General features: G+C 34.9%; 38 protein-coding genes. 19 read left to right on the top strand and 19 right to left on the bottom strand.

From position 1 onward, the window contains the following. From AC6EIY_RS03625 to AC6EIY_RS03615, 3 genes are all read left to right on the top strand, one after another. Nucleotides 1–1,056, top strand: a complete 1,056-nt coding sequence (locus tag AC6EIY_RS03625; protein WP_498507655.1) for a Glu/Leu/Phe/Val dehydrogenase dimerization domain-containing protein — start codon at nt 1–3, stop codon at nt 1,054–1,056. A gap of 2 nt (nt 1,057–1,058) precedes the next feature. Continuing rightward, on the top strand, nt 1,059–2,243 hold the full coding sequence (locus tag AC6EIY_RS03620) for an FAD-dependent oxidoreductase (protein ID WP_498507654.1): 1,185 nt from the start codon (nt 1,059–1,061) through the stop codon (nt 2,241–2,243). A gap of 86 nt (nt 2,244–2,329) precedes the next feature. Continuing rightward, complete coding sequence (locus AC6EIY_RS03615) at nt 2,330–3,853, top strand: BCCT family transporter (RefSeq protein ID WP_498507653.1); 1,524 nt, start codon at nt 2,330–2,332, stop codon at nt 3,851–3,853. Between the two features lie 56 nt (nt 3,854–3,909). Here AC6EIY_RS03615 and AC6EIY_RS03610 read toward each other — a convergent pair whose 3' ends face one another. Further along, the gene (locus AC6EIY_RS03610; protein ID WP_498507651.1) at nt 3,910–4,191 is read right to left on the bottom strand and encodes a hypothetical protein; all 282 of its coding nucleotides are present in this window, start codon (nt 4,189–4,191) and stop codon (nt 3,910–3,912) included. A 1,196-nt stretch (nt 4,192–5,387) separates the two neighbouring features. Beyond that, a complete protein-coding gene (locus tag AC6EIY_RS03605; RefSeq protein WP_413390966.1) occupies nt 5,388–5,531 on the bottom strand; it encodes a Photosystem I reaction center subunit IX in 144 nt (47 codons plus the stop codon). A 393-nt stretch (nt 5,532–5,924) separates the two neighbouring features. On the opposite strand from AC6EIY_RS03605, the gene AC6EIY_RS03600 reads away from it, so the two are divergent. Both AC6EIY_RS03600 and AC6EIY_RS03595 read left to right on the top strand, forming a co-directional pair. Beyond that, a complete protein-coding gene (locus AC6EIY_RS03600) occupies nt 5,925–6,074 on the top strand; it encodes a hypothetical protein (RefSeq protein WP_498507649.1) in 150 nt (49 codons plus the stop codon). 252 nt (nt 6,075–6,326) lie between these two features. After that, nucleotides 6,327–6,494 carry a hypothetical protein gene (locus tag AC6EIY_RS03595; protein ID WP_498507647.1) on the top strand — a complete coding sequence of 56 codons (168 nt, stop codon included), beginning with the start codon at nt 6,327–6,329 and terminating at the stop codon, nt 6,492–6,494. Between the two features lie 88 nt (nt 6,495–6,582). On the opposite strand, the gene AC6EIY_RS03590 is transcribed toward AC6EIY_RS03595, so the two are convergent. The 8 genes from AC6EIY_RS03590 to AC6EIY_RS03555 form a co-directional block, all read right to left on the bottom strand. Continuing rightward, entirely contained in the window at nt 6,583–6,945 is a 363-nt protein-coding gene (locus AC6EIY_RS03590) for a DUF3104 domain-containing protein (RefSeq protein WP_498507646.1), read from the bottom strand. After that, complete coding sequence (locus AC6EIY_RS03585; RefSeq protein ID WP_498507645.1) at nt 6,938–7,108, bottom strand: hypothetical protein; 171 nt, start codon at nt 7,106–7,108, stop codon at nt 6,938–6,940. The genes AC6EIY_RS03590 and AC6EIY_RS03585 overlap by 8 nt, the downstream gene beginning before the upstream one ends. 133 nt (nt 7,109–7,241) lie before the next feature. Further along, nucleotides 7,242–7,406: a hypothetical protein gene (locus AC6EIY_RS03580; protein WP_498507644.1), complete on the bottom strand. Its 165-nt coding sequence runs from the start codon at nt 7,404–7,406 to the stop codon at nt 7,242–7,244. 507 nt (nt 7,407–7,913) lie between these two features. After that, entirely contained in the window at nt 7,914–8,033 is a 120-nt protein-coding gene (locus AC6EIY_RS03575) for a high light inducible protein (protein ID WP_498507642.1), read from the bottom strand. Beyond that, nucleotides 8,033–8,182, bottom strand: coding sequence for a high light inducible protein (locus AC6EIY_RS03570; protein ID WP_498507641.1), 150 nt, complete (start codon nt 8,180–8,182; stop codon nt 8,033–8,035). Before AC6EIY_RS03570 ends, AC6EIY_RS03575 begins: the two co-directional genes overlap by 1 nt. Continuing rightward, nucleotides 8,182–8,328: a high light inducible protein gene (locus AC6EIY_RS03565; protein WP_498507351.1), complete on the bottom strand. Its 147-nt coding sequence runs from the start codon at nt 8,326–8,328 to the stop codon at nt 8,182–8,184. Before AC6EIY_RS03565 ends, AC6EIY_RS03570 begins: the two co-directional genes overlap by 1 nt. Next, complete coding sequence (locus AC6EIY_RS03560; protein ID WP_011294968.1) at nt 8,328–8,447, bottom strand: high light inducible protein; 120 nt, start codon at nt 8,445–8,447, stop codon at nt 8,328–8,330. Before AC6EIY_RS03560 ends, AC6EIY_RS03565 begins: the two co-directional genes overlap by 1 nt. Nucleotides 8,448–8,467: 20 nt before the next feature. Further along, the gene (locus tag AC6EIY_RS03555) at nt 8,468–8,575 is read right to left on the bottom strand and encodes a high light inducible protein (protein ID WP_011125327.1); all 108 of its coding nucleotides are present in this window, start codon (nt 8,573–8,575) and stop codon (nt 8,468–8,470) included. A gap of 393 nt (nt 8,576–8,968) precedes the next feature. Here AC6EIY_RS03555 and AC6EIY_RS03550 point away from each other — a divergent pair, with 393 nt between their 5' ends. After that, entirely contained in the window at nt 8,969–9,130 is a 162-nt protein-coding gene (locus AC6EIY_RS03550; protein WP_498507640.1) for a hypothetical protein, read from the top strand. 296 nt (nt 9,131–9,426) lie between these two features. On the opposite strand, the gene AC6EIY_RS03545 is transcribed toward AC6EIY_RS03550, so the two are convergent. From AC6EIY_RS03545 to AC6EIY_RS03515, 7 genes are all read right to left on the bottom strand, one after another. Next, the gene (locus AC6EIY_RS03545; protein WP_498507639.1) at nt 9,427–9,552 is read right to left on the bottom strand and encodes a hypothetical protein; all 126 of its coding nucleotides are present in this window, start codon (nt 9,550–9,552) and stop codon (nt 9,427–9,429) included. A gap of 57 nt (nt 9,553–9,609) precedes the next feature. Beyond that, a complete protein-coding gene (locus AC6EIY_RS03540) occupies nt 9,610–9,783 on the bottom strand; it encodes a DUF8622 domain-containing protein (protein ID WP_498508145.1) in 174 nt (57 codons plus the stop codon). A gap of 8 nt (nt 9,784–9,791) precedes the next feature. Further along, complete coding sequence (locus tag AC6EIY_RS03535) at nt 9,792–11,150, bottom strand: site-specific integrase (RefSeq protein WP_498507638.1); 1,359 nt, start codon at nt 11,148–11,150, stop codon at nt 9,792–9,794. 257 nt (nt 11,151–11,407) lie between these two features. Continuing rightward, a complete protein-coding gene (locus AC6EIY_RS03530; RefSeq protein WP_498507636.1) occupies nt 11,408–11,548 on the bottom strand; it encodes a hypothetical protein in 141 nt (46 codons plus the stop codon). Nucleotide 11,549: 1 nt separating this feature from the next. Then, nucleotides 11,550–11,717 carry a hypothetical protein gene (locus AC6EIY_RS03525; RefSeq protein ID WP_498507635.1) on the bottom strand — a complete coding sequence of 56 codons (168 nt, stop codon included), beginning with the start codon at nt 11,715–11,717 and terminating at the stop codon, nt 11,550–11,552. A gap of 39 nt (nt 11,718–11,756) precedes the next feature. Continuing rightward, nucleotides 11,757–11,939, bottom strand: a complete 183-nt coding sequence (locus AC6EIY_RS03520) for a hypothetical protein (RefSeq protein ID WP_498507633.1) — start codon at nt 11,937–11,939, stop codon at nt 11,757–11,759. 15 nt (nt 11,940–11,954) lie between these two features. Next, a complete protein-coding gene (locus tag AC6EIY_RS03515) occupies nt 11,955–12,119 on the bottom strand; it encodes a hypothetical protein (protein WP_498507632.1) in 165 nt (54 codons plus the stop codon). Between the two features lie 142 nt (nt 12,120–12,261). Between AC6EIY_RS03515 and AC6EIY_RS03510 the strand changes: the two genes are divergently transcribed. The 13 genes from AC6EIY_RS03510 (at nt 12,262) to AC6EIY_RS03450 (ending at nt 18,622) form a co-directional block, all read left to right on the top strand. After that, nucleotides 12,262–12,396 (top strand): hypothetical protein, encoded by a 135-nt coding sequence (locus tag AC6EIY_RS03510; RefSeq protein ID WP_498507630.1) that lies wholly within the window; start codon nt 12,262–12,264, stop codon nt 12,394–12,396. Then, nucleotides 12,393–12,698, top strand: a complete 306-nt coding sequence (locus AC6EIY_RS03505; protein WP_498507629.1) for a hypothetical protein — start codon at nt 12,393–12,395, stop codon at nt 12,696–12,698. The genes AC6EIY_RS03510 and AC6EIY_RS03505 overlap by 4 nt, the downstream gene beginning before the upstream one ends. 176 nt (nt 12,699–12,874) lie before the next feature. Continuing rightward, nucleotides 12,875–13,159 carry a hypothetical protein gene (locus AC6EIY_RS03500; RefSeq protein ID WP_498507628.1) on the top strand — a complete coding sequence of 95 codons (285 nt, stop codon included), beginning with the start codon at nt 12,875–12,877 and terminating at the stop codon, nt 13,157–13,159. A gap of 303 nt (nt 13,160–13,462) precedes the next feature. Beyond that, nucleotides 13,463–13,726 (top strand): DUF3104 domain-containing protein, encoded by a 264-nt coding sequence (locus AC6EIY_RS03495; protein ID WP_498507627.1) that lies wholly within the window; start codon nt 13,463–13,465, stop codon nt 13,724–13,726. 539 nt (nt 13,727–14,265) lie between these two features. Further along, a complete protein-coding gene (locus AC6EIY_RS03490) occupies nt 14,266–14,562 on the top strand; it encodes a hypothetical protein (RefSeq protein WP_498507626.1) in 297 nt (98 codons plus the stop codon). A 56-nt stretch (nt 14,563–14,618) separates the two neighbouring features. Continuing rightward, nucleotides 14,619–15,026 carry a hypothetical protein gene (locus AC6EIY_RS03485; protein WP_498507625.1) on the top strand — a complete coding sequence of 136 codons (408 nt, stop codon included), beginning with the start codon at nt 14,619–14,621 and terminating at the stop codon, nt 15,024–15,026. Nucleotides 15,027–15,079: 53 nt separating this feature from the next. Further along, complete coding sequence (locus AC6EIY_RS03480; RefSeq protein WP_498507624.1) at nt 15,080–15,229, top strand: hypothetical protein; 150 nt, start codon at nt 15,080–15,082, stop codon at nt 15,227–15,229. Continuing rightward, nucleotides 15,226–15,543, top strand: coding sequence for a hypothetical protein (locus AC6EIY_RS03475; RefSeq protein ID WP_498507623.1), 318 nt, complete (start codon nt 15,226–15,228; stop codon nt 15,541–15,543). The genes AC6EIY_RS03480 and AC6EIY_RS03475 overlap by 4 nt, the downstream gene beginning before the upstream one ends. Before the next feature lie 289 nt (nt 15,544–15,832). After that, nucleotides 15,833–16,006 carry a hypothetical protein gene (locus tag AC6EIY_RS03470; RefSeq protein WP_498507622.1) on the top strand — a complete coding sequence of 58 codons (174 nt, stop codon included), beginning with the start codon at nt 15,833–15,835 and terminating at the stop codon, nt 16,004–16,006. Between the two features lie 137 nt (nt 16,007–16,143). Next, a complete protein-coding gene (locus AC6EIY_RS03465) occupies nt 16,144–16,344 on the top strand; it encodes a hypothetical protein (RefSeq protein ID WP_498507621.1) in 201 nt (66 codons plus the stop codon). 613 nt (nt 16,345–16,957) lie between these two features. Continuing rightward, on the top strand, nt 16,958–17,305 hold the full coding sequence (gene psb28, locus AC6EIY_RS03460; protein ID WP_498507620.1) for a photosystem II reaction center protein Psb28: 348 nt from the start codon (nt 16,958–16,960) through the stop codon (nt 17,303–17,305). Nucleotides 17,306–17,550: 245 nt separating this feature from the next. After that, on the top strand, nt 17,551–17,937 hold the full coding sequence (locus tag AC6EIY_RS03455) for a hypothetical protein (RefSeq protein WP_498507619.1): 387 nt from the start codon (nt 17,551–17,553) through the stop codon (nt 17,935–17,937). Nucleotides 17,938–18,454: 517 nt separating this feature from the next. Continuing rightward, on the top strand, nt 18,455–18,622 hold the full coding sequence (locus AC6EIY_RS03450) for a hypothetical protein (RefSeq protein WP_498507618.1): 168 nt from the start codon (nt 18,455–18,457) through the stop codon (nt 18,620–18,622). Between the two features lie 404 nt (nt 18,623–19,026). Here AC6EIY_RS03450 and AC6EIY_RS03445 read toward each other — a convergent pair whose 3' ends face one another. Beyond that, nucleotides 19,027–19,224, bottom strand: a complete 198-nt coding sequence (locus tag AC6EIY_RS03445) for a hypothetical protein (RefSeq protein ID WP_498507616.1) — start codon at nt 19,222–19,224, stop codon at nt 19,027–19,029. Nucleotides 19,225–19,403: 179 nt separating this feature from the next. Beyond that, on the bottom strand, nt 19,404–19,706 hold the full coding sequence (locus AC6EIY_RS03440; protein ID WP_498507615.1) for a hypothetical protein: 303 nt from the start codon (nt 19,704–19,706) through the stop codon (nt 19,404–19,406). Nucleotides 19,707–19,712 lie beyond the last annotated feature (6 nt).

Here is a 19,712-nt window from a genome sequence, read left to right as displayed (position 1 = left end):
ATGGTCAATAAGATATCTTCAAGTAAAGAACTATGTATTCTTGCTGAGCATAAATCAGATGATTTATCAGTTTTTATTGTGGGTGAAAAAATTCAAGAAAACAAACCAGCGAATGGTGGTTTGAGGTTGTTATGTTATCCATCAGATGAAGAATGCATTAATGACGGATTAAGGTTGGCGAATCTTATGAAATATAAACACGATATCTACTCGACTGGTTTCTCTGGCGGCAAAGTTGTTGCAAGAGCAAATAATCCCTTATCAATAAAACGAAAATTAATAACAATTACTGCTGAATTACTTGAGTCTCTTAATGGAAAAATGATTACAGGTTGTGATTTGAATACGACCATTAATGATATGGAGCAACTTCAACAACTAACCCCTCATGTTTTGGCTGCTGTTGGAAGTGATATTGATGCTAGTACAGCAACTGCATACGGCGTTATTGGTGCATTAGAGGCTTACCAAAAAAGTTTAAAACCTCTAAAGAGAAAACAGAAAACAGCTTTGGTTCATGGCTGTGGTGCTGTTGGGCGCGTTGTTGCAGAATTATTGATTAAAATGTCATGGAAAGTTTTGACTGTTGATATAGATCCAGTTAAAAGCCATATTGATGGGGCATTGGCTTTAGATGCATCTTCAGAATGGTGGAATGAGAATTTTGACGTTTTGATCCCCTGTTCAATATCTGGCTTACTTACTGAAAATATTGTAAAGTCGCTTGGAGCTGGTGCAGTAATTCCTGCAGCAAATGCACCTTTTTCAAATCCTTCAAATATAAATATTTTGAGGAAAAAAAATATTGTCGTAATTCCAGATCCAATAGTCAATGCTGGTGCTGTTATCGCAGATTCTATTGAATTGTTTGATCCAGACTCATGGAATGACTCTGATCCTAGTGACATATATAAGTTTGTAAGAGGATGTGTGTTTGACCACACCTCAATTTTTTTGAACCTTATGGAAAAAGGTCTATCTGTTGAGAACATCATTGCAAAAATAATAGAAATGAAATCGAGTCAACCTATTGGCTTAAGTTTTTCTAAGAGGTGAAGATGAGAGAACCCATGTCTATTAAAGATAAATATCAAATCATCATTATTGGTGCCGGCATGGCTGGCTTGAGCTGCGCCTCCGCGTTAGCAAAAATCGGAATAGAAGACGTTTTGGTTATAGAAGCTAATACTATTAGTCATAAAAAATCTAGTAGCTACGGTCGATCTAGAATGTTTAGAGAAATGTATTCTGATTCGCAACTTTGTCAATTATCAAAGCACTCGAACAGATTGTGGAGAGAGGATGAATCTCTCTCAGGTAAAAAATTACAGACTCATCATGGACTACTATTTTATGGTGAAAGCTGGGATGAAGAAACAATTGAAGGATCAATCCCAGGAGCAAAAAAAGTAATGGAAGAGCAAAATATACCTTTTGAAGAATTAGATTATAAGAAAATAAATAATAGATTTCCTCTGAAACCAAAGGAAAACTTTACAGGACTATTTGAACCCATGGCAGGTTCAATTAATTGTGAAGATGCAATTGATTTTTGGGTGAAAAATGCCTTAAATAATGGTCATCAAATAGTTGAAAATATTAAAGTTGAATCAATAGATCCAAATAGAGTTTTAGTTAATATTAAAGATAGATCAATAAGATGTGATCAAATTATAATTACAGCTGGCATGTGGACTAATAAACTATTAAAATCTTTTGGTTATTCTCTCAATTACAAAATATGGCCTATGCTATGGGGGCATTATGTAGTTGAAGAGAAATATGCTGCAGATTATCCTCAATGGTTTTGTTTTCAGAAGTCTAGAGGTGTTGACGGTGGCCTTTATTATGGATTTCCAGTATTAAGTTATACCCCTGGCGGTGCCCCTTTAATAAAAGTTGGATTGGATTGGACATTACCAGAATTAATTTTGAATGATTCTGACTCATTTCCATCAATACCACCTGATAAACTCATTAATTTTCTGGACGACTTTATTTATGAGAATATAAAGGGTATAAAGAAACGTTTTGATAAATTTATGAGTCCATATTCTATGACTAAAGATGTAAATTTTATTCTTGACCGCCTATCTGAGAATATTTGTATTTTTAGCGGTGGTTCTGGACAGGCTTACAAGTTTGCTCCACTCATAGGTGAATCGCTTGCAAATTTAGCAATCAAAAATCCTCCTTTAGCCGATATTAGTTGTTGGAGTAAAGATCGCTCGACAATCAATTAAATCAATAGATTTTACTTTAGTTTTTCCTGATTAAACAAATGAATCATCATCAAAACAACGCCATATTTTTGTTATTCAAGAAAAATATGTCTCTAATTGTTGCAGCCTTACCCTTACTGATATTTATTATTCTTGCTCAAATAGACTTAAACATAGCTAAAAACATAACTGAAGTTGCTAAGCAATTTGCTCTTAACAGGCTTGGTGGAATCTGGTTATGGATGGTAGTAAGTATATTCGTAGTGGCTATTTGTTTAGCAATTAGTCCACTTGGATCAATAAAACTTGGTGGAGAAAAGTCTAGACCCTCATTAGGTATTTTTGAATGGTGCTCAGTTTTAATTTGTACTTTACTTGCAGGCGGCGGTGTCTTTTGGTCAGCAGCTGAGCCTCTAATTCACTTCCTGACACCCGCAACATATTTCTCACAATATGAGGGGAATACGAATTCTGCAATCGATCAAGCTTTTGCAGTAAGCTTTCTACACTGGGGTTTTCTGGCTTGGGCTTTAGTAGGTTCAACAATCGCAATAACTTTTTCTCTTTTATCTCAAAAAGGTTTTTCACTAAGACCCAGAAGTTTATTAATTCCTTTAAGTTCAGAAAAATTCTCCAACGGTTTAATAGGAGACTTTGCAGATGGCTTATGTGTTGTCGCAGCCATTGCCGGTACTGTTGGACCACTTGGATTCTTGAGCTTGCAACTCAGTAATGCTGCAGGACGATTGACATGGGTTTCAGATTCTTTGTTTTTACAGGTAGGCATAGTAATTTCTTTGACAATAATTTTCTCTATCTCCACTGTTAGCGGTATACAAAGAGGCATCAAATTCCTCTCAAAATTAAACATTTGGCTGACAATAATTTTGGCACTTTCATTGACATTATTAGGTCCAACACTTTGGATTTTTAAACATTTTGCTTCAAGTATGAGTTTATATCTTAAAAACTTTCCTATGATGTCGCTTCCTGACCAAAATGATTCTTGGGTTCAAGGGTGGACAATATTTTATTGGGGATGGTTTTTAGGTTATGCACCCTTGATGGGTTTGTTCACTGCAGGAATAAGTAAAGGTAGAAGTATAAGGGAACTTGTAATAGTTGTTGCCATTGCTTGTCCATTAATAACAAATTTATGGTTCATGATTCTGGGGGGAAATGGTATCTATTTAGAGTTAGATAATCCCGGTCTCATAACTTCTGAATTTAATGCTGGGGGTTCTGCTGCAGTATTTTTTGCTATTTTGAACAATTTGCCAATATCCAAGCTTCTTATTTTCGTTGGACTACTGTTGATTATTTTGTTTATGTCGACAAGTGCCGATTCGATTAGCTACGCAGCAGCAATTGTCTTAAGTGGTGAAGAAGTCCCTCCCAAGAAACAAAGGTTGTTTTGGGCTATCTTAATAGGTTTGTTGACAATATCACTTTTAAGAATTGGAGCAGATTCCGATGGGCAAACCAGTATTGATGCATTACAGTCTTTTATTATTTTAACAGCAATCCCTGTAACTCCCATTCTATTAACAACTTTATACACCGCACCACTGTTGGCTTATAAAGCCTATAAAAACAATCTGAAAAAAATAAAAACAACAAAAGAGTTATAATTTATCTGTGAAACGCTTTAAAAACCACCCAAAAAAAACTTCACTTAGAGGACTAATTATTTGATTAGATTACCAATAACCAAAATATCTTCCCATTGCGCGTCGTCAAAAGATTCTTGAGGATATGGTGCGTTTGATGTATTTCTTGGGATTGGTCTGGGTGGTCTGACTTCAAATAAACTTTCTTGTTCTGCCACTATTTTTAATTTCACTTCTACAACTTTTCTTGTCCTAAAAGTTTCATTTGCAATTGACCCAAGAGATGAATAAATAGGAAGAGCTAATAACCCAAAAAGACTAGTACCTAAAGTAAAGAGGGCTCCTGCAATACAGCCCACGATTGTTTAAAAGTTAAGTATTGCTATGCCCCTTGAGCCCGGGGCTGAATCTGTTGTCGCCTTGTCAAAATCATCAACAAATTGCCTAGACATAAAAATCATTTATCACTCAGTTATTTTCTTTCTAGCTGTTCTAGTTCTACTCATCTTCATGCTGTAAACAAAGTAACGCTGATATTTATGGCGTTAGTCCCACAATTGTTTTGCGGTGGTCTATGGCTCAAAGAGCTAGGAAAAGAATACTTTTTAAGAGGAGGGTCTCTACTTCTTGACCTGAGCTAGCAGTTGCTAGCAGAGTTAACCCTTAAATAATGTATTTACTTTAACTTTCCTCCCTAGATTTTGCGAGGAAGGGAACTGCTGCCTAGTGCAGCTCCCCGACTCTGATTAGTAGAAATTCCGATAACTACCAATTTGATAAACCCTAAGAAAAAACATTCAATCCTGAAGTTCGGTTGAGGTAGTGCTTTCTTTCTTCCTTGGTAAATGGTTGCTTATAAGTAGGAAAAAGAAACCCTCGATGAGGAGGGTTTCAAAAACTTAGTGAGGAAGTTTTGCGACGAGACGACAGGATTCACCAACTGTCCCCTGATCTAGATTGAGCTTGTTGAACGCAACACAGCCTTTAACCCAGTTACTCGTTCTACCTTGGTGCAAAAATAAAAGTAAGTTCTTTAAAACTGAATTTCGGTTGAAGTAGGGCTTTCCAATCTTTTCTAAACCTCTTTAGTAATAACTAAGCAACTTTTTTTACATGCTGGGCAAATTGAGTAATTTTCTCGATTCACAAATGATTAACGTTTCGACATTGTATTAAGACGATTCCTTGCTTCGACTATGGGTTCTTTGCCAAAAGAAACGCATAAATAACTTTCGCAATGGTTGAAGCAACGAGGATAATGCCAGCGGATAGAGCAGAGAGACTAGATTACATAAAGCAATTAAGATTCAATGTTCAATTAAAGAATTTGAGAAAAAGAATCAACAGAAGAATAACTTAGAACTGAACTTTTGTATGAATACTATGTTTCTTTTGATAAAGGATAATTAGTAGACGTTTTTCTGTTACTTAACTCAGTATTTGTAATGTGGATTAACTTCGATGCTTTCGCCTTAAGCTATTACGCCTGAGTAAGCAATGGCTGTGAATATTGTTATCTTTGAAATCAAAAAGAACTGTATACGCTTATTCACTTTTAGGACATTGGATGAAATAACAGATCTGGAAAAAAGTAATTAAAAACAATGATGTTGGTAGCTGTGATCGACATAAAAATTGTTGCAACAACTGGGGCTGATCTGAACCATTTAGTTCGAAATATTTTAAAAAACGATTTCATAATCTTTTAAACGATTACAGATGAACCAAATTGAGATGCTCCAGCAATTAAAATCAATGCGGGCAAATTCCAAAGAACCAAAACTTTTAAAGCTGTAGATTTATATTTAGCAGCAGTCATTTCTTGTTAGTGGGGAGGATGTTTTTAAATTGATTTCACAAAAATCTAAAAGATGCCTTCTTCTTTTGTGATTAAATCGGGGTAGGGCTAACCGTGGAATAAATTTTTCTTATGAATCCAGATGTTCTTTGGAACTTTAAATAAGTCATAATATCTCCATCATTGTCATCATCATCAAAACCAAAATTAAAACCCATATACCAACAAGACAAGCAAAGCTGTTGCACAAATTACAATTACTTGGCTTGATATATTTGGATTTTTGTTTAGTAAGTGTTTAAGTCAAATTCTGACTCAGTAGACTTAACTGTAATTGGATTATTCGCTAAAGACTTTTCGCTTGAGGAAGCTTTAAAAATGATTCCAGTCCCGCATACTAATAAAATTGCGAACATGATTGCGTGGTATGCCGTAAACATTTAATTAATTCAGCTCTGAAAAATCTAATTAGTTGAGAATAATAATTGTTGTAGTGCAAAGCGTATATTTGTGGAGTGTTTCACCTACTACTTTTAAGCGGTAGCCAATGGCTTAGAAACGAGCGTAGAGATTAAACAGAATCACACCTATAAATTCACCCAGTCCGAACCATGATTTCTTCTTTTGATGTGTCTGAGTAGAGGTGGCCATTAAATACACTGGCGAAATCTATTAACAAGTATTGTTGAAAAGCCAATGAACATACCCGCAGGAATAGCCAAGCTGGCAATGATTGTTGCTTCGTTAATTCCGTACATGGTAGTTAAACGTAGAAGATTCCTGGAGTGGTTGATACTTGATAAATTGCTGGAATACCTAACAAGCAAACCAATGCGCAAAGTGAAGTTGCAAAGAATTTCATGATCAGGATTGGTCAATGGTGAAAAGTTTGTCAGTAAAACAAGGGTTGAACATTCCAATTACCGACATAATCAAATTAGAAAACATTTGCCTACAACTGATGTTCGGTTGAGGTAGGGCTTTCCTTCTGATTCCCCTTCAATTTCTTTTTGCATATTTTTTTCTCATAGTTTTCAACCGTTGGAAGGAGATTAGTTATTGGTCCTTCAGTCGGAGATTCAATTCTTTTTTGTACTTCTTGCTCGTAAGTGGAAACTATCTCTCTAACCTCTTCACCATGCACAAATTTAATCTCGCCTGTATCTACATTTGTGACTTGAAAAAGTGTAGGTGCCAGAGGATCTCTTGCACCTCCAACAAATGAGAGAACTTCGCAGATTTCATCCTCGCCAACTAAAACGGTATCTCTGGACTTGACCTGAAGGAAGAGTTGAGCCTCTTCTATTTCATGCATCTTTTTTTCCCTTTCTCTCAAAATCGTTGTCTATTGATTTCAAAATTCCAGCTATGTAGTCAGAGGGGGATTGGAGTTCTTCAAGTAAGTCATTGGCTTCGTCTTTAATAAATTCACAACTGCTGCTAATCACCCCATTTGTTTGATGGGTGATGGTTTCCATTCTTCAGTCATAGCGATTACTAATGTTTGATTACTTACTACAAACCAGTCAATTTGCTGTGTTTGATTTATACCAGAAAAATGGGGGGGCTAACTGCCCCCTATCGATTGACTATTAACAATTCGATTCTGAATTAAGAAACCATTGCTGCAACTACATCACGAGCTTGCTTTTGTCTTTCTTCAAAAACTGAAGGTTTGTAAGAAGTAAATACTTCTTTCTTAAATGTTGCAAGTTGAGCAGCGTTAAGCCTCTCTGCTATCTGAATACGCTTTTTAGTTAAAGCTATGTTTCTCATTACCTATTCAATAACTGGAAATCCTCTTCCCAAACTCTATCAAATGCACCGCATAATCTGGGGCGAACGAACAATAGTCGCAATAAATGAGAATAAGTAGGTAAAGACGACATTACTACAATTCAAGTAGTGCTTTACTTCTCCCTTTTGAAAACAGGTGGAGTGGACCAAAGATTTAGCAATAGGAGGTCTTTATGAGACTATTCACTCTTTTCACCATCCCTAAAAAGGAAAACTGTGATTTCCGCAGAATTGAAAAGAAAAAAAACCATTTGAAAAACATTTATTAGATAACCTTTTTTTTAAACCTTTATCTGCAAAGATTTGATTTTTTTTTTGACTGACCTGTAACTATTAGGCGTTGTTTTTGGCTTAATGACTAGACACAAGAAAATAGTTTTCTTATTAAACCATCAGTGAAAAACCAACGTTGAATTCTTTACCAATAAAAAGCGTTACTTCATGAAAGAGAAGAGACAATTGTAAAATTTATTTTAATAATCAGAATTAAACAATTCCTGGGACTATCCAGCCAGTGAAACCGTAATTAATAACAGCTGCAAGAAGACCCATCATTGCAAGTCGACCATTCATTATTTCAGCTGTTTTCCAATAATTGTTTTCCATTACACAAAACCAGGAATGATTTGACCTGTTGTTGCATAAGCACCGACTAGAGCAATGCATCCAAATAATGCAGCATAGCCGTTCAGTCTTTCAGCAGTTATCTTTTCAGGATCAATTTTTCTGCTGGTGTTGTTGTTTGGAGTAGTCATTACACGACACCTGGGATGATTTGACCAGTTGTTAGATATGCACCGATGAGTGCCCAGCATCCAACAAATGCTGCGTAGCCGTTGAGTCTTTCAGCAATTACTTTGCCTTCTTCTACTCTTGGTGTTTCTGTAGTTTTGTTTTTCATCAAACAACTCCTGGGATAAGTTGACCGGTTGTTAAGTAGATACCTGTTAGTAGAACGAATGCCATCATGGCTGGTCTGCCGATGCTTCTTTCTAGAATTGTTTTGTTAGATGGTTGCATTTTTATTAGTAGTTGTTGGCTTAGAAAATCCCAGGAATGATTTGACCTGTTGTTGCGTATGCGCCGAATGCCGCTACGAAGCCAAGCATTGCTGCCCAACCATTGAACTTTTCTGCTTCTGGAGTCATTACTAAAGTTGATTTGTTTTGTAAAACATAAAATATGAATTTTCTGAATGAAAGATACGGTTCGGTACGGCTTCTCCTAATGCTTGATAGCTTTAAACCTCAAACACTAACTACAGCAACTAATTAGAGAGATCTTTATTACATGATTAGATCTGTTAATGACTCTAATAAGTAAAAATAGCCCGAACTGGTTAGCCCTACTTCAACCGTCCTACAGCACATTAGATCTTTTCTTAACGTAAGGCATTGCCAAATCAACAGTAATCTTTTAGTAATGCTTGCAATCTATACACATAGTGCTGCAAACTAATCGTTCTTTTGAATCTTACTGCACTTCTTTTATTAGATAGTGCTTTCGAAGTTGGTACTACTACCGTATTCGCTTAACTAACAATGACATCATCTAAGAGCCCAAAAAATTGGTCCGAGTGGAATAACACTAAGCATTTCACTGACTATTCAAGAGATTCAAGTACCGGTAAGTTTGTTCGCTTTACAATTGCTGCGTTGCTTTTCGTTCCTGTCGGATTCCTTGCTTACATGACTACTATTTAATAACTAATGATTTCAACGAACAACATTAGAAGTAACAAAACGTTCGGTAAGTTGATTACTTTCGGCATGGCCACGAAATTATCAATCTTTTCTGTATTTCTTTTTAATATGATGAGGAGTTAATTTATGACAAGACAAGAAAAAATAAAAGCCGCTGAAGAGAGGATCAAAGAATTAAAAATTCTCATAAAGCATTTAAAAAAGTAGAAGTATTTTTTACTTAAAAGTAGAGATTACTTTGTATTCTTTAGCACTGGAGAATAAACTCAATTTGTCTTTTGTACATAGACGAATAGTTATCGTTTCGCCAATGTAATAAAATCATTCCATGCTCCGACCATAGATTCATAATTAAGGCAACCCCACAGGTATTCTTCTGAGTTTGCTAAAGCTGCAATATCAATGCCACTCCACAAGGTCAAAAAAGCTAGACCATATCATGTCAATTAGATTTAGTAGTCAGCTAAAAAGATAGGGGACTATAACTTTTTATTCTTTCTGCGATTAGCTTTTCTTGTACCGCCATATCTATAACCATCTGTCTTAGAAAAGTCTTGCCAACACTGTTTACAAGTAAAGAACCAACTTTTGGATTGAGTATTGGTTACTCGATATTGAACTAAGCAATCTTTTTTACAAATATCGCAGAACATATTTTGCATTAGGCAGCGGTTTTTACTAATAGTGATGTTTCATCAAAGGCACTAGCAAGATCTTTTGTTTGAAATCTGGAATAACTTAAAAGGTGAGTATCCAACGTGTGGCCCATCGCCTCAGCTACTTGTTTAGGTGATCTATAACTTCCATCTGCTTTAGGTCGATTGTGACCGTAATAGGCGTAGCGATGTCTGAATGAATAAGGGGTTAATTCTTGCTTTTCTATTGCAATTTCTTTTTTAATTGCATCCCAAACTTTTCTCCGGCTTAAGTAGGTTTTACAAGCAGCCGCAGCATTACCTTCTTTCCCAAGAGTTGGAATCATTGATCTACCCTCTTGTTCACAAATATGTAGCTGTTCTTTTAGATGCCAGGAGATAGGTCCATCAACGTCATGGATAAGCAATGGATATAAACGCCTTGGTTCTGTTTTGTAACCTTTTTTGCCACCCTTAGATTTTTCATAATTGGACCAAATTTCTTGTCCACCATTGCGGGTGTGTATGTGGCGAAGATCTTCAGGACGTAAGCCATAAACAGCCATACATTGAAAAGCAAATCTCCATTTATTACCAACATCATCAATGGGGAATGAATCTAACAATCGAATTATTTGAGCATCAGTTAATGGGTATCCAATTCGTTTTACCTCTCCCACAGCATCTTTAGCTGTAACCGCCGGAGGCATCCAAATTGATTCAAAGTTTTGTTCTTCTACGCAATACCTAAGGAATCCATAAAGAGCAAGGCGCATGTGCCTATGTTGTGTTGTTCCTTGGTCCCATCTTTTTAAGGCTGCTTTGCAAAGAGCTTTACCGTTGGAATATTTCTTGGCTAGTCGCTCAATATTGCTAGGCGAGTAAGGAATCTTTTTACCCTGGGAATCTTTTTTGTATTTTCTTTGACCATCAAAAATGTCATGTTTGAAATCAACAAGGACAGGCATATATTTATTTTCCCAATTTGAGTCTTTAACCTTTTTGCCTTTGTATTTTCTATAAGCAACTAAAGCTCCGACCCAATCAATTTCGGTTTCACTTGAAACTGTATGAACAATATTGAAGCAAGTTCTTAAATCTAGTTTTTGCCCTGACTCTTCATAAGCTTTTGCTGCTGATCTAATTCTTAACAGTGCATTAGGCCAATCTGATTCCTTCCATGCGTATGGGATTGTTATGTCTGCAATTTTTTTAGCGTCTTTACGAATTTGAACCCTTGTGGATTCTTTCTTTCCTTGCATGACCAACCACCCTTTTGGAGTGGAAGCTTTAACGGCTTTCCTAAATTCTTTTACCCAACTTGGTTGATCGGATTTTTTAGGCAAGAGAGCAATAGGTTTCTTGTTTCTAATTTTTACCCCCACTTGGGGGTAATAGCAACCTTTGGTGGTCGTTAGTTTACAGTCTCAAGGATTAGTAGAAAGGCTATAATTAAATTTATAGGTTAAATATTACCGTTCTAGCTAAGGCAGTACCCTTGCTTTGGGAGCACTAGGTCGCAGGTTAGAATCCTTTCGCCACGATCAGTTAGAGACAGATTTTCCAGCCTGTCTTTTTTAATCGGAAAGTGAGACTGGGATCTCAGCGTGATCTCCTGAGTCTTTACTCGCAAGTAATAGCTTTATTTCTTTTTTTTCAAGCCGAACATCTCAGCCATTTTTCCTGTTAAAGCAAAGTATCCAATTGCTCCAAGAAACAAACCAAAAGCAATCAGATTTGGAACGATTCCACCAATAATTTGAGCTTTGGCAAAGAAAATCATTTTATTGATGAGGAGTTACTTTTTCTCCTCGTCTTACTTTTGCTTTTCTAGTTTGATCAAAATAAATAATTACTCCACAAAAAACTGCTAAGCCAATCAAGTTAGGAATGATCCCACCAATAATTTCGAACTCATCAAATAATTCCATACATATCTGTATTGACTCCAATTTGTTTTGTTCAGATTAGAGATTTAAAAAAGAAATTGCTCAGTCTTGCTCTTTTTGTTCTTTGTTGAACTTGAACCAACTGTCTTCTTTCATTCCTCTTCTGATAGCAGTAACAAGTGCTCCAAGGAAAAAAGAGCCTACTCCAGCAAAAATTGCAAGAGTTAACAAAGGCTTAACTCCTGTTACAGCTGTACTTTGAAGGGCAGGATCGAACGGATCCATTAAATCTCTGTTTTATTAGTCGTCATAAACTTTGCATGTTGAGGAAGTTGGATGGAGTTCACATTCTTCTTTCCAAAACTCCTCTCTGGTTTCAGCTGGGATTTCGTAATTGAAATCATGCATAACTCGAATATCACTCAAAGCGTTTTTGATGACTGAAAATGGGGTTCTTAGCTTCATAAACCTCCTGATCGGATGAATATGTTCTACTTGATTCCTTGTGATTCCAACACCTCGGCTTTTACTCAAGTACTTCTCCCTAGTGAATTAATAGTAATGAGAAAAAGGCTTTACTTCAGTCGGTAGAGTTTAAAATTACTAAATGGAAGATACTTCTAAATGGCCAGTGGCTTTTTTGATAGGGCTACCCATAGCAGCATTACTCGCTTGGTTTAATAAATCAGGCTCTTATTTTAAGGATGGCTTTGAGCAGAGAACAGAGAAAAAAAATAAATGAATTATCAATTATTACTTGAATGCTATTCCTCAGGCTCAGAGATGACAAAGGATGAATTACAGATGCTGGAGATAGAACTAGATACTCAAATAGAAAGTATTAAAGTTTCTCGTACTCAAGGTTGTCTAAAAATTGCACCGAAACACATTTGCAAGGCTGCACATGTTTTCGAAGGCAGTGTTTGGATTACTTGTTTAGCGGCTGTTTTAGATGAGTGCTCGCCACCATTGATTGGTCAAAAAGCAAAAGGTGCAATCGTATTTGATGAACTAGTTCGACAAGGTTATTTCGCTACCAATTAAAGATTAGTTACCTCACCTTGGATAAATAATATGAACCAATGACTTCCTACACTGTGAATAAATACTTGCTCTCAAAGCTTTTCTTATATCATTTAATTTCAGTCATTTTTTATAAACTCGCCTATCAGTTGTAAGACTAAAAAAAAAGGCAATATGGGTTTTAAACTCTTATAGAAATGCTCAGAAAAAAAGAGAAAAAGGCTCTTGCCTCATTATTTATGTTGATAATTGGTTGGCCTGTTGGACTAGATCAATTTTTTGAAGGTAAGAATGAAAAAGGTATTTCTACAACTATTTGTTGGACGGTGACAGCCTTATTGTTTTTATATGGTTTGGGTTTAAAAGGTTATTACACCGGAGTTGTTCTAATAATTGCCGTACTTTTGACCTTGGCAGGTAGTTTTCAAGCTTGTAAAAAACTAATTAAAGTGACGAGAGCTTTTATTGATGTAGATGACTAATAATGAACGAACTTGTCCATAACCTTTTAGCCCCTTGGCATCTTGCGCTTGATGCGACATTATTAATTGGCTTTTGTACTTGGGTTTATTTTCTTAGAAAAAATAAGGCTGATAGCTAATGGGAATAGCAATCACATATGCCATAGCAAATATTGCAATACTTGGATTATTCTTTTATGTCTCTTATCGAATGACAAGGAAATAAAATCGAAGGAGTTAAACGATAAGGTCAATACCAACGAATTTAATAATTGGTCTAAAAGGATACTTCCCTTGCTTGATGGATTTTGACAGAATGAACATATGGAAGAACCTTTATTTTTAAAAGTCAGACCTGGGGACGCTGTTCTATATGAAAAGGACCAAATTGGAAAAGTTCTTACTTTTGTTGGCGGCTCTCGTGATCCTAATGCACCCTCACTCTTTCAAATTGCCAACGTAGATTCAGGCGAAATCCGATGGATTCATGGTAAGGAAGTTACAGACATAGTTTGCGAATATCGGACAACAATTAAAAAGCCCTCTACTTTCTACGAGCAAATTCAGCAGCAACAACAGCAGCAGTAATAACCAACAAGAAACCCCTCTAGAAATTCCAATAACTAAAGGGGTTATTAATCGACTCGTACTACATAAAGTCAATTATGCCTTGATGAGGTTTGGCCTCATTTAAATATATAAGCGAAATCAAGTTAGAAAACAAAAAAGATTGGATAGCCCTACCTCACCCGATCCATAAATTCATTAATTACTTTTTAGTATTAAATTATATTAGTGGCGTTATACGGAAGCACCATTAATTAGAGTTGGGGGCTGTACTGCATAGCAGTCCCTATTCTCGCTAAAGCGAGTATCGACTTTTATGGAACTTTTGCGTGTAAAGCTCGAATTTGAGGAGTGAAAGTTTGTCGAAATCCTTCCCTTTTCTCATAAAGAATTTTATTCCTTAGGGTTTTCTTTCTTGTATGACTTCAACTAAAATAGCAGCATTCGAAAAGAAGGCTTTAAAGCTTCTTCTTTTCTAATCTTGGGAAAAATTATATTTGCTGCTTGGTTTATTTCTTACTTGGTGCAACTCTACCTTTTTTCAACCTAACATTGCTGTGATGAATGATTTAATTGAAAATTTTATAATTACTGCTGACCCATGGCTTGGTCGTATTCAGAGCGAGATGGATGCAAGATATGTAGAACAGTCATCTTTAACCAATCTTTTTACTGAACATAAATTTTGGGGTTGGGCTGGACTTCTTTCAATTTTCATAGCTTTAGCCGCAATATTTTATTTTCAGTTTCAAGCGTGGGAACAAGAAGATCAAGAACAAGAGAGACTAACTCCTAAACAAAAAGAGTTTGTGGAGTTTCTTGAGAAGGCCTCCAATCAATACAAGGATAAGAACTAAGCCAAAGACCACAGCTTAGTATGGGTAGGCCTAACGCTGTAAATATCATCGTAACAATGAAGCTGCTCAGTTTAGATAATTATTGCTTTAGCGAATGGTGGGCAGAGAAAGCCAGAAATGAAACCATGATTGTGCAACCAAAATTTGATGGTTGTGCTCTAGGGCTTAGATACAAATCTGGAACTTTAGTTGCTGCGTTTACTCGATCTGGAAAAGATGTTACTGAGGCAGCTAGAACTATTTGCAATCTTCCCTTAGAACTTCCAGAGGATGGACAAGCTGTTTCTGAAGATCCAGTTGAAATAAGAGGAGAACTTTACGGGCCAGGTTTAAGTAGAACTAAATCTCAGGCTTTAGCCTCTGAACACCTAAGAAAGAAAGTTCCTACTGGTCATGGACTTAGTTTTGTTGCTTATGAAATTCTTGGATCAACTAATGATGAAATCGAAGACATTAAAAGCTAGAAAGTTGGTTCTTTGAAATCCCGCCTACAAATAGAACTGCTGATCCCAAGCAAGTGAAGCGATGGCACAATGAATGGCTTGCTGGTGAATTATTTGAGAACCTTCCATGTAATGGATTAGTCGTCAAGATTAACTCATGTGAAGTTAAGGAGAGGCTTGGCGTAAATTCAAAAACACCAAATTGGGCTTTGGCTTTGAAATGAATCCTATAAATGCTACCAAGAAATGGTTATTAAATATCTTGGTGCCTTACATAGAAGGAATGCCATACCTTGAAGGCACTAACAAGATAAAGAAGGATTTTTCTCAAGAGCAAAGATTTAGAGACTTATTAAAAAAAAGAAAAAGCGCCTTAATCGTTGGGGCTTTAGTCTTCTGTTTAATAGTATTTGGAATTGGTGAAAGCTTTCGTTTCGTCACTGGTCTAATAGCATTGAGCCCATTTGTTGTCATATTTTGGAGTTCATTTGGTGAACGAATAATGGGCATCTTTAAATTTAAAAAGATTAAAAAATAAAACGTCTTGGCGGGACGAGCGGCGGGATTAAGCCACAGACCACCTCTTAATAGCTGTAGGACTAAAACCGTGTAGATCAACAATCGAGATAACTTTTTTTACAAAATTAAAACTAAGAAAAAGTATTTTGTTTGATGTCATTGATGGAATACCTCCTTTAGGGAACGAAAATAAAAGGGTGATGAATTATAGAAAAGACATCGAACAAAGTTTTTTAACTTAGGAAGAAGAAGCGATGAGGCTTGGAATAAGCAGAGACGTTATTGAGTTCACTGAAGCTTTCAGATAGATGTCAAGAGAAGCTCCCACAGAAGTTGAACTTCTTGAAATGTGCGAATATTTTGAAAAAGTTTTAATAGATGGATCAAGAAGCTCTATTGCATCAGCTTTTGAATTGCTTGGCAGAGATGATTGTCCATACACGCCTATTCTTAAAGCGAAAGGAATCATTCAGAAGCAATAGACCACCGCCTGACAAATAATGGTAAAGCTCAGGATTAAATGAACTATTTTTATGTCTTTAAAATCAATACTCATATAAAAATAAGAGACATCAAGAAACAAAATTGCTTTGTTAGCATCCAATTTTTAATAATACTCTTGGAAATATTAATAATCTTTTTTGGAATAATTATTGGACTAGCCACATATATTTCTCATGGAATACTTTTAAAAACCTTATTTTTCACATTCTTAGGCTATCTAGGTTGGGATTTTGGAATGAGATTTTTAAATGATGATGATGATGATGATGATGATTTTGATGTGGGGAAAATGATTCCTATTTTACAAAGAAATTAAATACAAATTTCATTATTATCTATTAACACATTATAAATTCTCGGTTGAAATCGATTTATTTTAGGAGCAGTTAGCCACTTTTTTATTTCACCACATAAAGGTCCTCAAGTTTCGTCATAACCTCAACTGCAGCTTTGGTTGCGATTGTTCTCGGATTAATTCCTCAATTCAAAGTAAATAAAGCAAAACTTTTATGTGCTGAATATTATTCGCTTAAAGACTCAAATAAGGGATTAATTGCTAGCGAAAAGATTCAAAAAAAGTTTATTCGTAATGAAGAAGGGAATGTCTCTAATTACTGCAGGAGTATTTAAGTAATGCTTTTTGCTAAAAATGGACTTGGTGTTGAAATCTTTTCTCCATTAGAGATTTTGATTATTGTTATCGGAGTTTCTTTTACTGTTTGACTTCCTGTTGCAATGATTAAGTATAGAAAGAAGGATTAGATAACTACTGAATTTCCTCTTTGTTAGGACTTAACCCAAATACCACTGCCTAACTTTTGAGGCGCTGACAAAGTGTATATCAGCTACATATCGAAGTACGAAATGAGGCTTTAAAAATCCTGATTGCAAATAGTTAATAAAGTAAAAATCACTAGCAAAAGATGAACATGGCGGCTATTGCAATACAATTTTTTAATGGCATTGACGAAAAAGTTGTACCTCAAATAAGACTTAGAAAAAGCAAGTCAGGGCAAGGAGGTCAAGCTTATTTTAGATTTGAGAATCCAGAAGCATTGTTATCAGATGATTTCAAAGAAATACAAGGAATGTATTTACTAGATGAGGAAGGACAAATTACTACTAGTGAAATACACATTGCTGTATCTAGAAAAAATGGGAAATATACTGCTATTGAGGCTATTTACAGCTGGAGGACAGAAGGTGATTTCAATAGATTCATGAGATTTGCTAATAGATATGCAAAGAAATATGGTCTTTCATATGAAGGGAGCTAAGTCAGACTCCGCCACGTGATAGAAGTAGGACTCACACCATAAATATCAGCAATCTTTCTCCAGCTCCACCCGTGTTTTATATACTTATTAATTCTTATTTTCTTGGCACCTATTGCCTAAATGAACCATATTAAAGTGATCTTATACTCAAGACCTTGGTGATTATTTCTACGATCATTTGTAATTAAGAGTGCTACAAGAGCAAGTTATTCTTTTTAAGATTTTAAAAATATATTTAAGATAAATTGACTGAAAAACAGAAAATACCCTTAGGTTCTCCAGTGATTATTGATACTATTAAAAGTAAATATAATTTGAAAGATGAGTCAAGTAGAGAAATAGCATTCATGCCCGAGGGTATAGTTACTGATTACAGTAGTGAACTTTCAGGTGAATTTCTGATTATAAAACTGCGTTCTAATATTGAAATAAAAGTTTCTGAAAATGAACTTTCTGAATGTACAAGAAATTATTATTTTTCTGATGAAATTATTTCTTCAGGACTACTTAAACGTCTTAAAGATTTTCTTAAACTAGAATTTGTATTGACCGGTAATAGAGAAATTAAATCCTTATTAAATCCATTTACTTTTATAAAATGGATTAAATTTACAATTAAAGACGTTTTTTAAGCTAATCAAAAAATTCCAGGAATTTTAGATGAATACTCATTAGATACTGTTTCTCAATTTTAATATAAAAAGTGATCTTGAGACTTGCTTCTGCTAAAAGTCGATTATTGATGTACTGAGTCTCTAAAGGTATTCAGATTGTATATTTGCTCTAAATGATTTTTAACTATTTTTACTTGAATTTGATGAACAAATTCAGGTTTCCTTTTTGCGATAAAAGTTGATATAAAAGTAAAAATTATTACAAATAGAAGTGTAATTGATAAGCAGTAAAAGAATATAAATGACATGTAAGTAAAATCTAGCAGAATTCTTTACAATTAAATATAGTAAAAACAATTGGAAAGAGTGATGAATTACTTTACCTGTAAAAAGAGAGACCTGTTCAAATAAACATACTGCTAAATAAGACTATTTTATTTTACAAAATTAGATAAAAGAAGTTCGATGCTAGTATCCTTTATCTCAAACAAATTGGAAAGTTGTTAGTTTGTTTAGATAAATTTGATCGATAATCATGCAAACACTTTTTGGAAGAACTTCTATAATTAATTCCAGTAATCCAGCCAAAACTAATACCACCAAACTTAAATTAAAAATTAGATTTGGGAAAATAATTGCTTTCGGTATCGCTGCAAAAATAATTTTTGGTGGTGCTTTTATATTTTTTATGATGGCTAACTAGATTTTCTTCTCCATGGATGACTATAAATTGGCAGTAGTTTTTTCGATTTTTGTTTTAGTTCCCTTCGGAATCTTCAAAATTTCAGGAATGCTTAAAAAGCTTCAGAGAATGACATCTTCTAATAAAAACAATAAACCAAGCTAGGTTCTTTGCCTAGGAATTCAGGCAGGCATTAGAAAAACTATTTACTTTCTAAATTTACCGCCTCAAACTTCTAAAAAATTGATCTTAGTCATACATATATTTCAGACTTCTAATCTATTTCCAGGGATCATTCATTCTTTATCCCTTCCTTTTTGCTTCCTTTTTCCTTCCATATAAGGCATTAATATATTTAGTAACCATTTTTTGAAAGAATTTATAGGATTCATTCCTCAATTCAAAAAGCTTGGGTGAAATAAAGTTTAGTTGATTTGAGGTTTGCCCATATATTTAAAGATCATCGCATCTTGTTCTTCCCCTTTATCGCCAAGACCTTCTATCCATTCTTTATATTCTTCGTAAAGGCACCTTCTGCCAGGCTCATTTAGTTCTTCCATACGCTTTACTGCTTGTTCGAACATAATTACTACTGCTTTATGAGCATTTTCTCTAGAAATCATAATTATTAACTTGTATTTTTAATAAACTACATCCGTTTGAAAATTTGAATAGTTCATATTTTCATGAAAAATGTAAGTGATAATTTTTTCTTTATATTATGTGCTTCATCCTGTACTAAGCACGTATAGGTTAATTAAAAATCATTTTTCAACCATGAACACTTTTCTTATTAATTGAATTATGTATTTTGTCCATAAAGCTTATATTGACAAAGAGCATCAAATAATTTGTAAGCTCTTGGCTTTCCTGTCCTAACTGGACGAATCCTATCAAGGATTGAGGCATTACAAGTAATCCAGTAACTTCCTTGTTCAAGATTACAGGCTTCGCAAATATTCCAATGGGCAATTGAAGGAGATAATATTTCACTAATTGTACTCATTGTTTTAATATGCTCCCTCTCTAAGAAGTCAACTTCTTCTTCTGAGAGTTTTCCTGTTCCACAATAATCTTCAATTACAGTTTTAAAATCAAAAGCCATATATTT

It is taken from the genome of Prochlorococcus sp. MIT2304, from assembly GCF_059772405.1.
This window is presented reverse-complemented; position numbering and strand designations above follow the sequence as displayed.

What these genes read in the sequence shown, in the direction of transcription:
- AC6EIY_RS03625 (WP_498507655.1), top strand. Translation starts at nt 1, where the DNA reads ATGGTCAATAAGATATCTTCAAGTAAAGAACTATGTATTCTTGCTGAG.
- AC6EIY_RS03620 (WP_498507654.1), top strand. Translation starts at nt 1,059, where the DNA reads ATGAGAGAACCCATGTCTATTAAAGATAAATATCAAATCATCATTATT.
- AC6EIY_RS03615 (WP_498507653.1), top strand. Translation starts at nt 2,330, where the DNA reads ATGTCTCTAATTGTTGCAGCCTTACCCTTACTGATATTTATTATTCTT.
- AC6EIY_RS03605 (WP_413390966.1), bottom strand. Translation starts at nt 5,531, where the DNA reads ATGAAATCGTTTTTTAAAATATTTCGAACTAAATGGTTCAGATCAGCC.
- AC6EIY_RS03595 (WP_498507647.1), top strand. Translation starts at nt 6,327, where the DNA reads ATGAACATACCCGCAGGAATAGCCAAGCTGGCAATGATTGTTGCTTCG.
- AC6EIY_RS03590 (WP_498507646.1), bottom strand. Translation starts at nt 6,945, where the DNA reads ATGCATGAAATAGAAGAGGCTCAACTCTTCCTTCAGGTCAAGTCCAGA.
- AC6EIY_RS03585 (WP_498507645.1), bottom strand. Translation starts at nt 7,108, where the DNA reads ATGGAAACCATCACCCATCAAACAAATGGGGTGATTAGCAGCAGTTGT.
- AC6EIY_RS03580 (WP_498507644.1), bottom strand. Translation starts at nt 7,406, where the DNA reads ATGAGAAACATAGCTTTAACTAAAAAGCGTATTCAGATAGCAGAGAGG.
- AC6EIY_RS03575 (WP_498507642.1), bottom strand. Translation starts at nt 8,033, where the DNA reads ATGGAAAACAATTATTGGAAAACAGCTGAAATAATGAATGGTCGACTT.
- AC6EIY_RS03570 (WP_498507641.1), bottom strand. Translation starts at nt 8,182, where the DNA reads ATGACTACTCCAAACAACAACACCAGCAGAAAAATTGATCCTGAAAAG.
- AC6EIY_RS03565 (WP_498507351.1), bottom strand. Translation starts at nt 8,328, where the DNA reads ATGAAAAACAAAACTACAGAAACACCAAGAGTAGAAGAAGGCAAAGTA.
- AC6EIY_RS03560 (WP_011294968.1), bottom strand. Translation starts at nt 8,447, where the DNA reads ATGCAACCATCTAACAAAACAATTCTAGAAAGAAGCATCGGCAGACCA.
- AC6EIY_RS03555 (WP_011125327.1), bottom strand. Translation starts at nt 8,575, where the DNA reads ATGACTCCAGAAGCAGAAAAGTTCAATGGTTGGGCAGCAATGCTTGGC.
- AC6EIY_RS03550 (WP_498507640.1), top strand. Translation starts at nt 8,969, where the DNA reads ATGACATCATCTAAGAGCCCAAAAAATTGGTCCGAGTGGAATAACACT.
- AC6EIY_RS03540 (WP_498508145.1), bottom strand. Translation starts at nt 9,783, where the DNA reads ATGTTCTGCGATATTTGTAAAAAAGATTGCTTAGTTCAATATCGAGTA.
- AC6EIY_RS03530 (WP_498507636.1), bottom strand. Translation starts at nt 11,548, where the DNA reads ATGATTTTCTTTGCCAAAGCTCAAATTATTGGTGGAATCGTTCCAAAT.
- AC6EIY_RS03520 (WP_498507633.1), bottom strand. Translation starts at nt 11,939, where the DNA reads ATGGATCCGTTCGATCCTGCCCTTCAAAGTACAGCTGTAACAGGAGTT.
- AC6EIY_RS03515 (WP_498507632.1), bottom strand. Translation starts at nt 12,119, where the DNA reads ATGAAGCTAAGAACCCCATTTTCAGTCATCAAAAACGCTTTGAGTGAT.
- AC6EIY_RS03510 (WP_498507630.1), top strand. Translation starts at nt 12,262, where the DNA reads ATGGAAGATACTTCTAAATGGCCAGTGGCTTTTTTGATAGGGCTACCC.
- AC6EIY_RS03505 (WP_498507629.1), top strand. Translation starts at nt 12,393, where the DNA reads ATGAATTATCAATTATTACTTGAATGCTATTCCTCAGGCTCAGAGATG.
- AC6EIY_RS03500 (WP_498507628.1), top strand. Translation starts at nt 12,875, where the DNA reads ATGCTCAGAAAAAAAGAGAAAAAGGCTCTTGCCTCATTATTTATGTTG.
- AC6EIY_RS03495 (WP_498507627.1), top strand. Translation starts at nt 13,463, where the DNA reads ATGGAAGAACCTTTATTTTTAAAAGTCAGACCTGGGGACGCTGTTCTA.
- AC6EIY_RS03490 (WP_498507626.1), top strand. Translation starts at nt 14,266, where the DNA reads ATGAATGATTTAATTGAAAATTTTATAATTACTGCTGACCCATGGCTT.
- AC6EIY_RS03485 (WP_498507625.1), top strand. Translation starts at nt 14,619, where the DNA reads ATGAAGCTGCTCAGTTTAGATAATTATTGCTTTAGCGAATGGTGGGCA.
- AC6EIY_RS03475 (WP_498507623.1), top strand. Translation starts at nt 15,226, where the DNA reads ATGAATCCTATAAATGCTACCAAGAAATGGTTATTAAATATCTTGGTG.
- AC6EIY_RS03470 (WP_498507622.1), top strand. Translation starts at nt 15,833, where the DNA reads ATGTCAAGAGAAGCTCCCACAGAAGTTGAACTTCTTGAAATGTGCGAA.
- psb28 (WP_498507620.1), top strand. Translation starts at nt 16,958, where the DNA reads ATGGCGGCTATTGCAATACAATTTTTTAATGGCATTGACGAAAAAGTT.
- AC6EIY_RS03450 (WP_498507618.1), top strand. Translation starts at nt 18,455, where the DNA reads ATGCAAACACTTTTTGGAAGAACTTCTATAATTAATTCCAGTAATCCA.
- AC6EIY_RS03445 (WP_498507616.1), bottom strand. Translation starts at nt 19,224, where the DNA reads ATGATTTCTAGAGAAAATGCTCATAAAGCAGTAGTAATTATGTTCGAA.
- AC6EIY_RS03440 (WP_498507615.1), bottom strand. Translation starts at nt 19,706, where the DNA reads ATGGCTTTTGATTTTAAAACTGTAATTGAAGATTATTGTGGAACAGGA.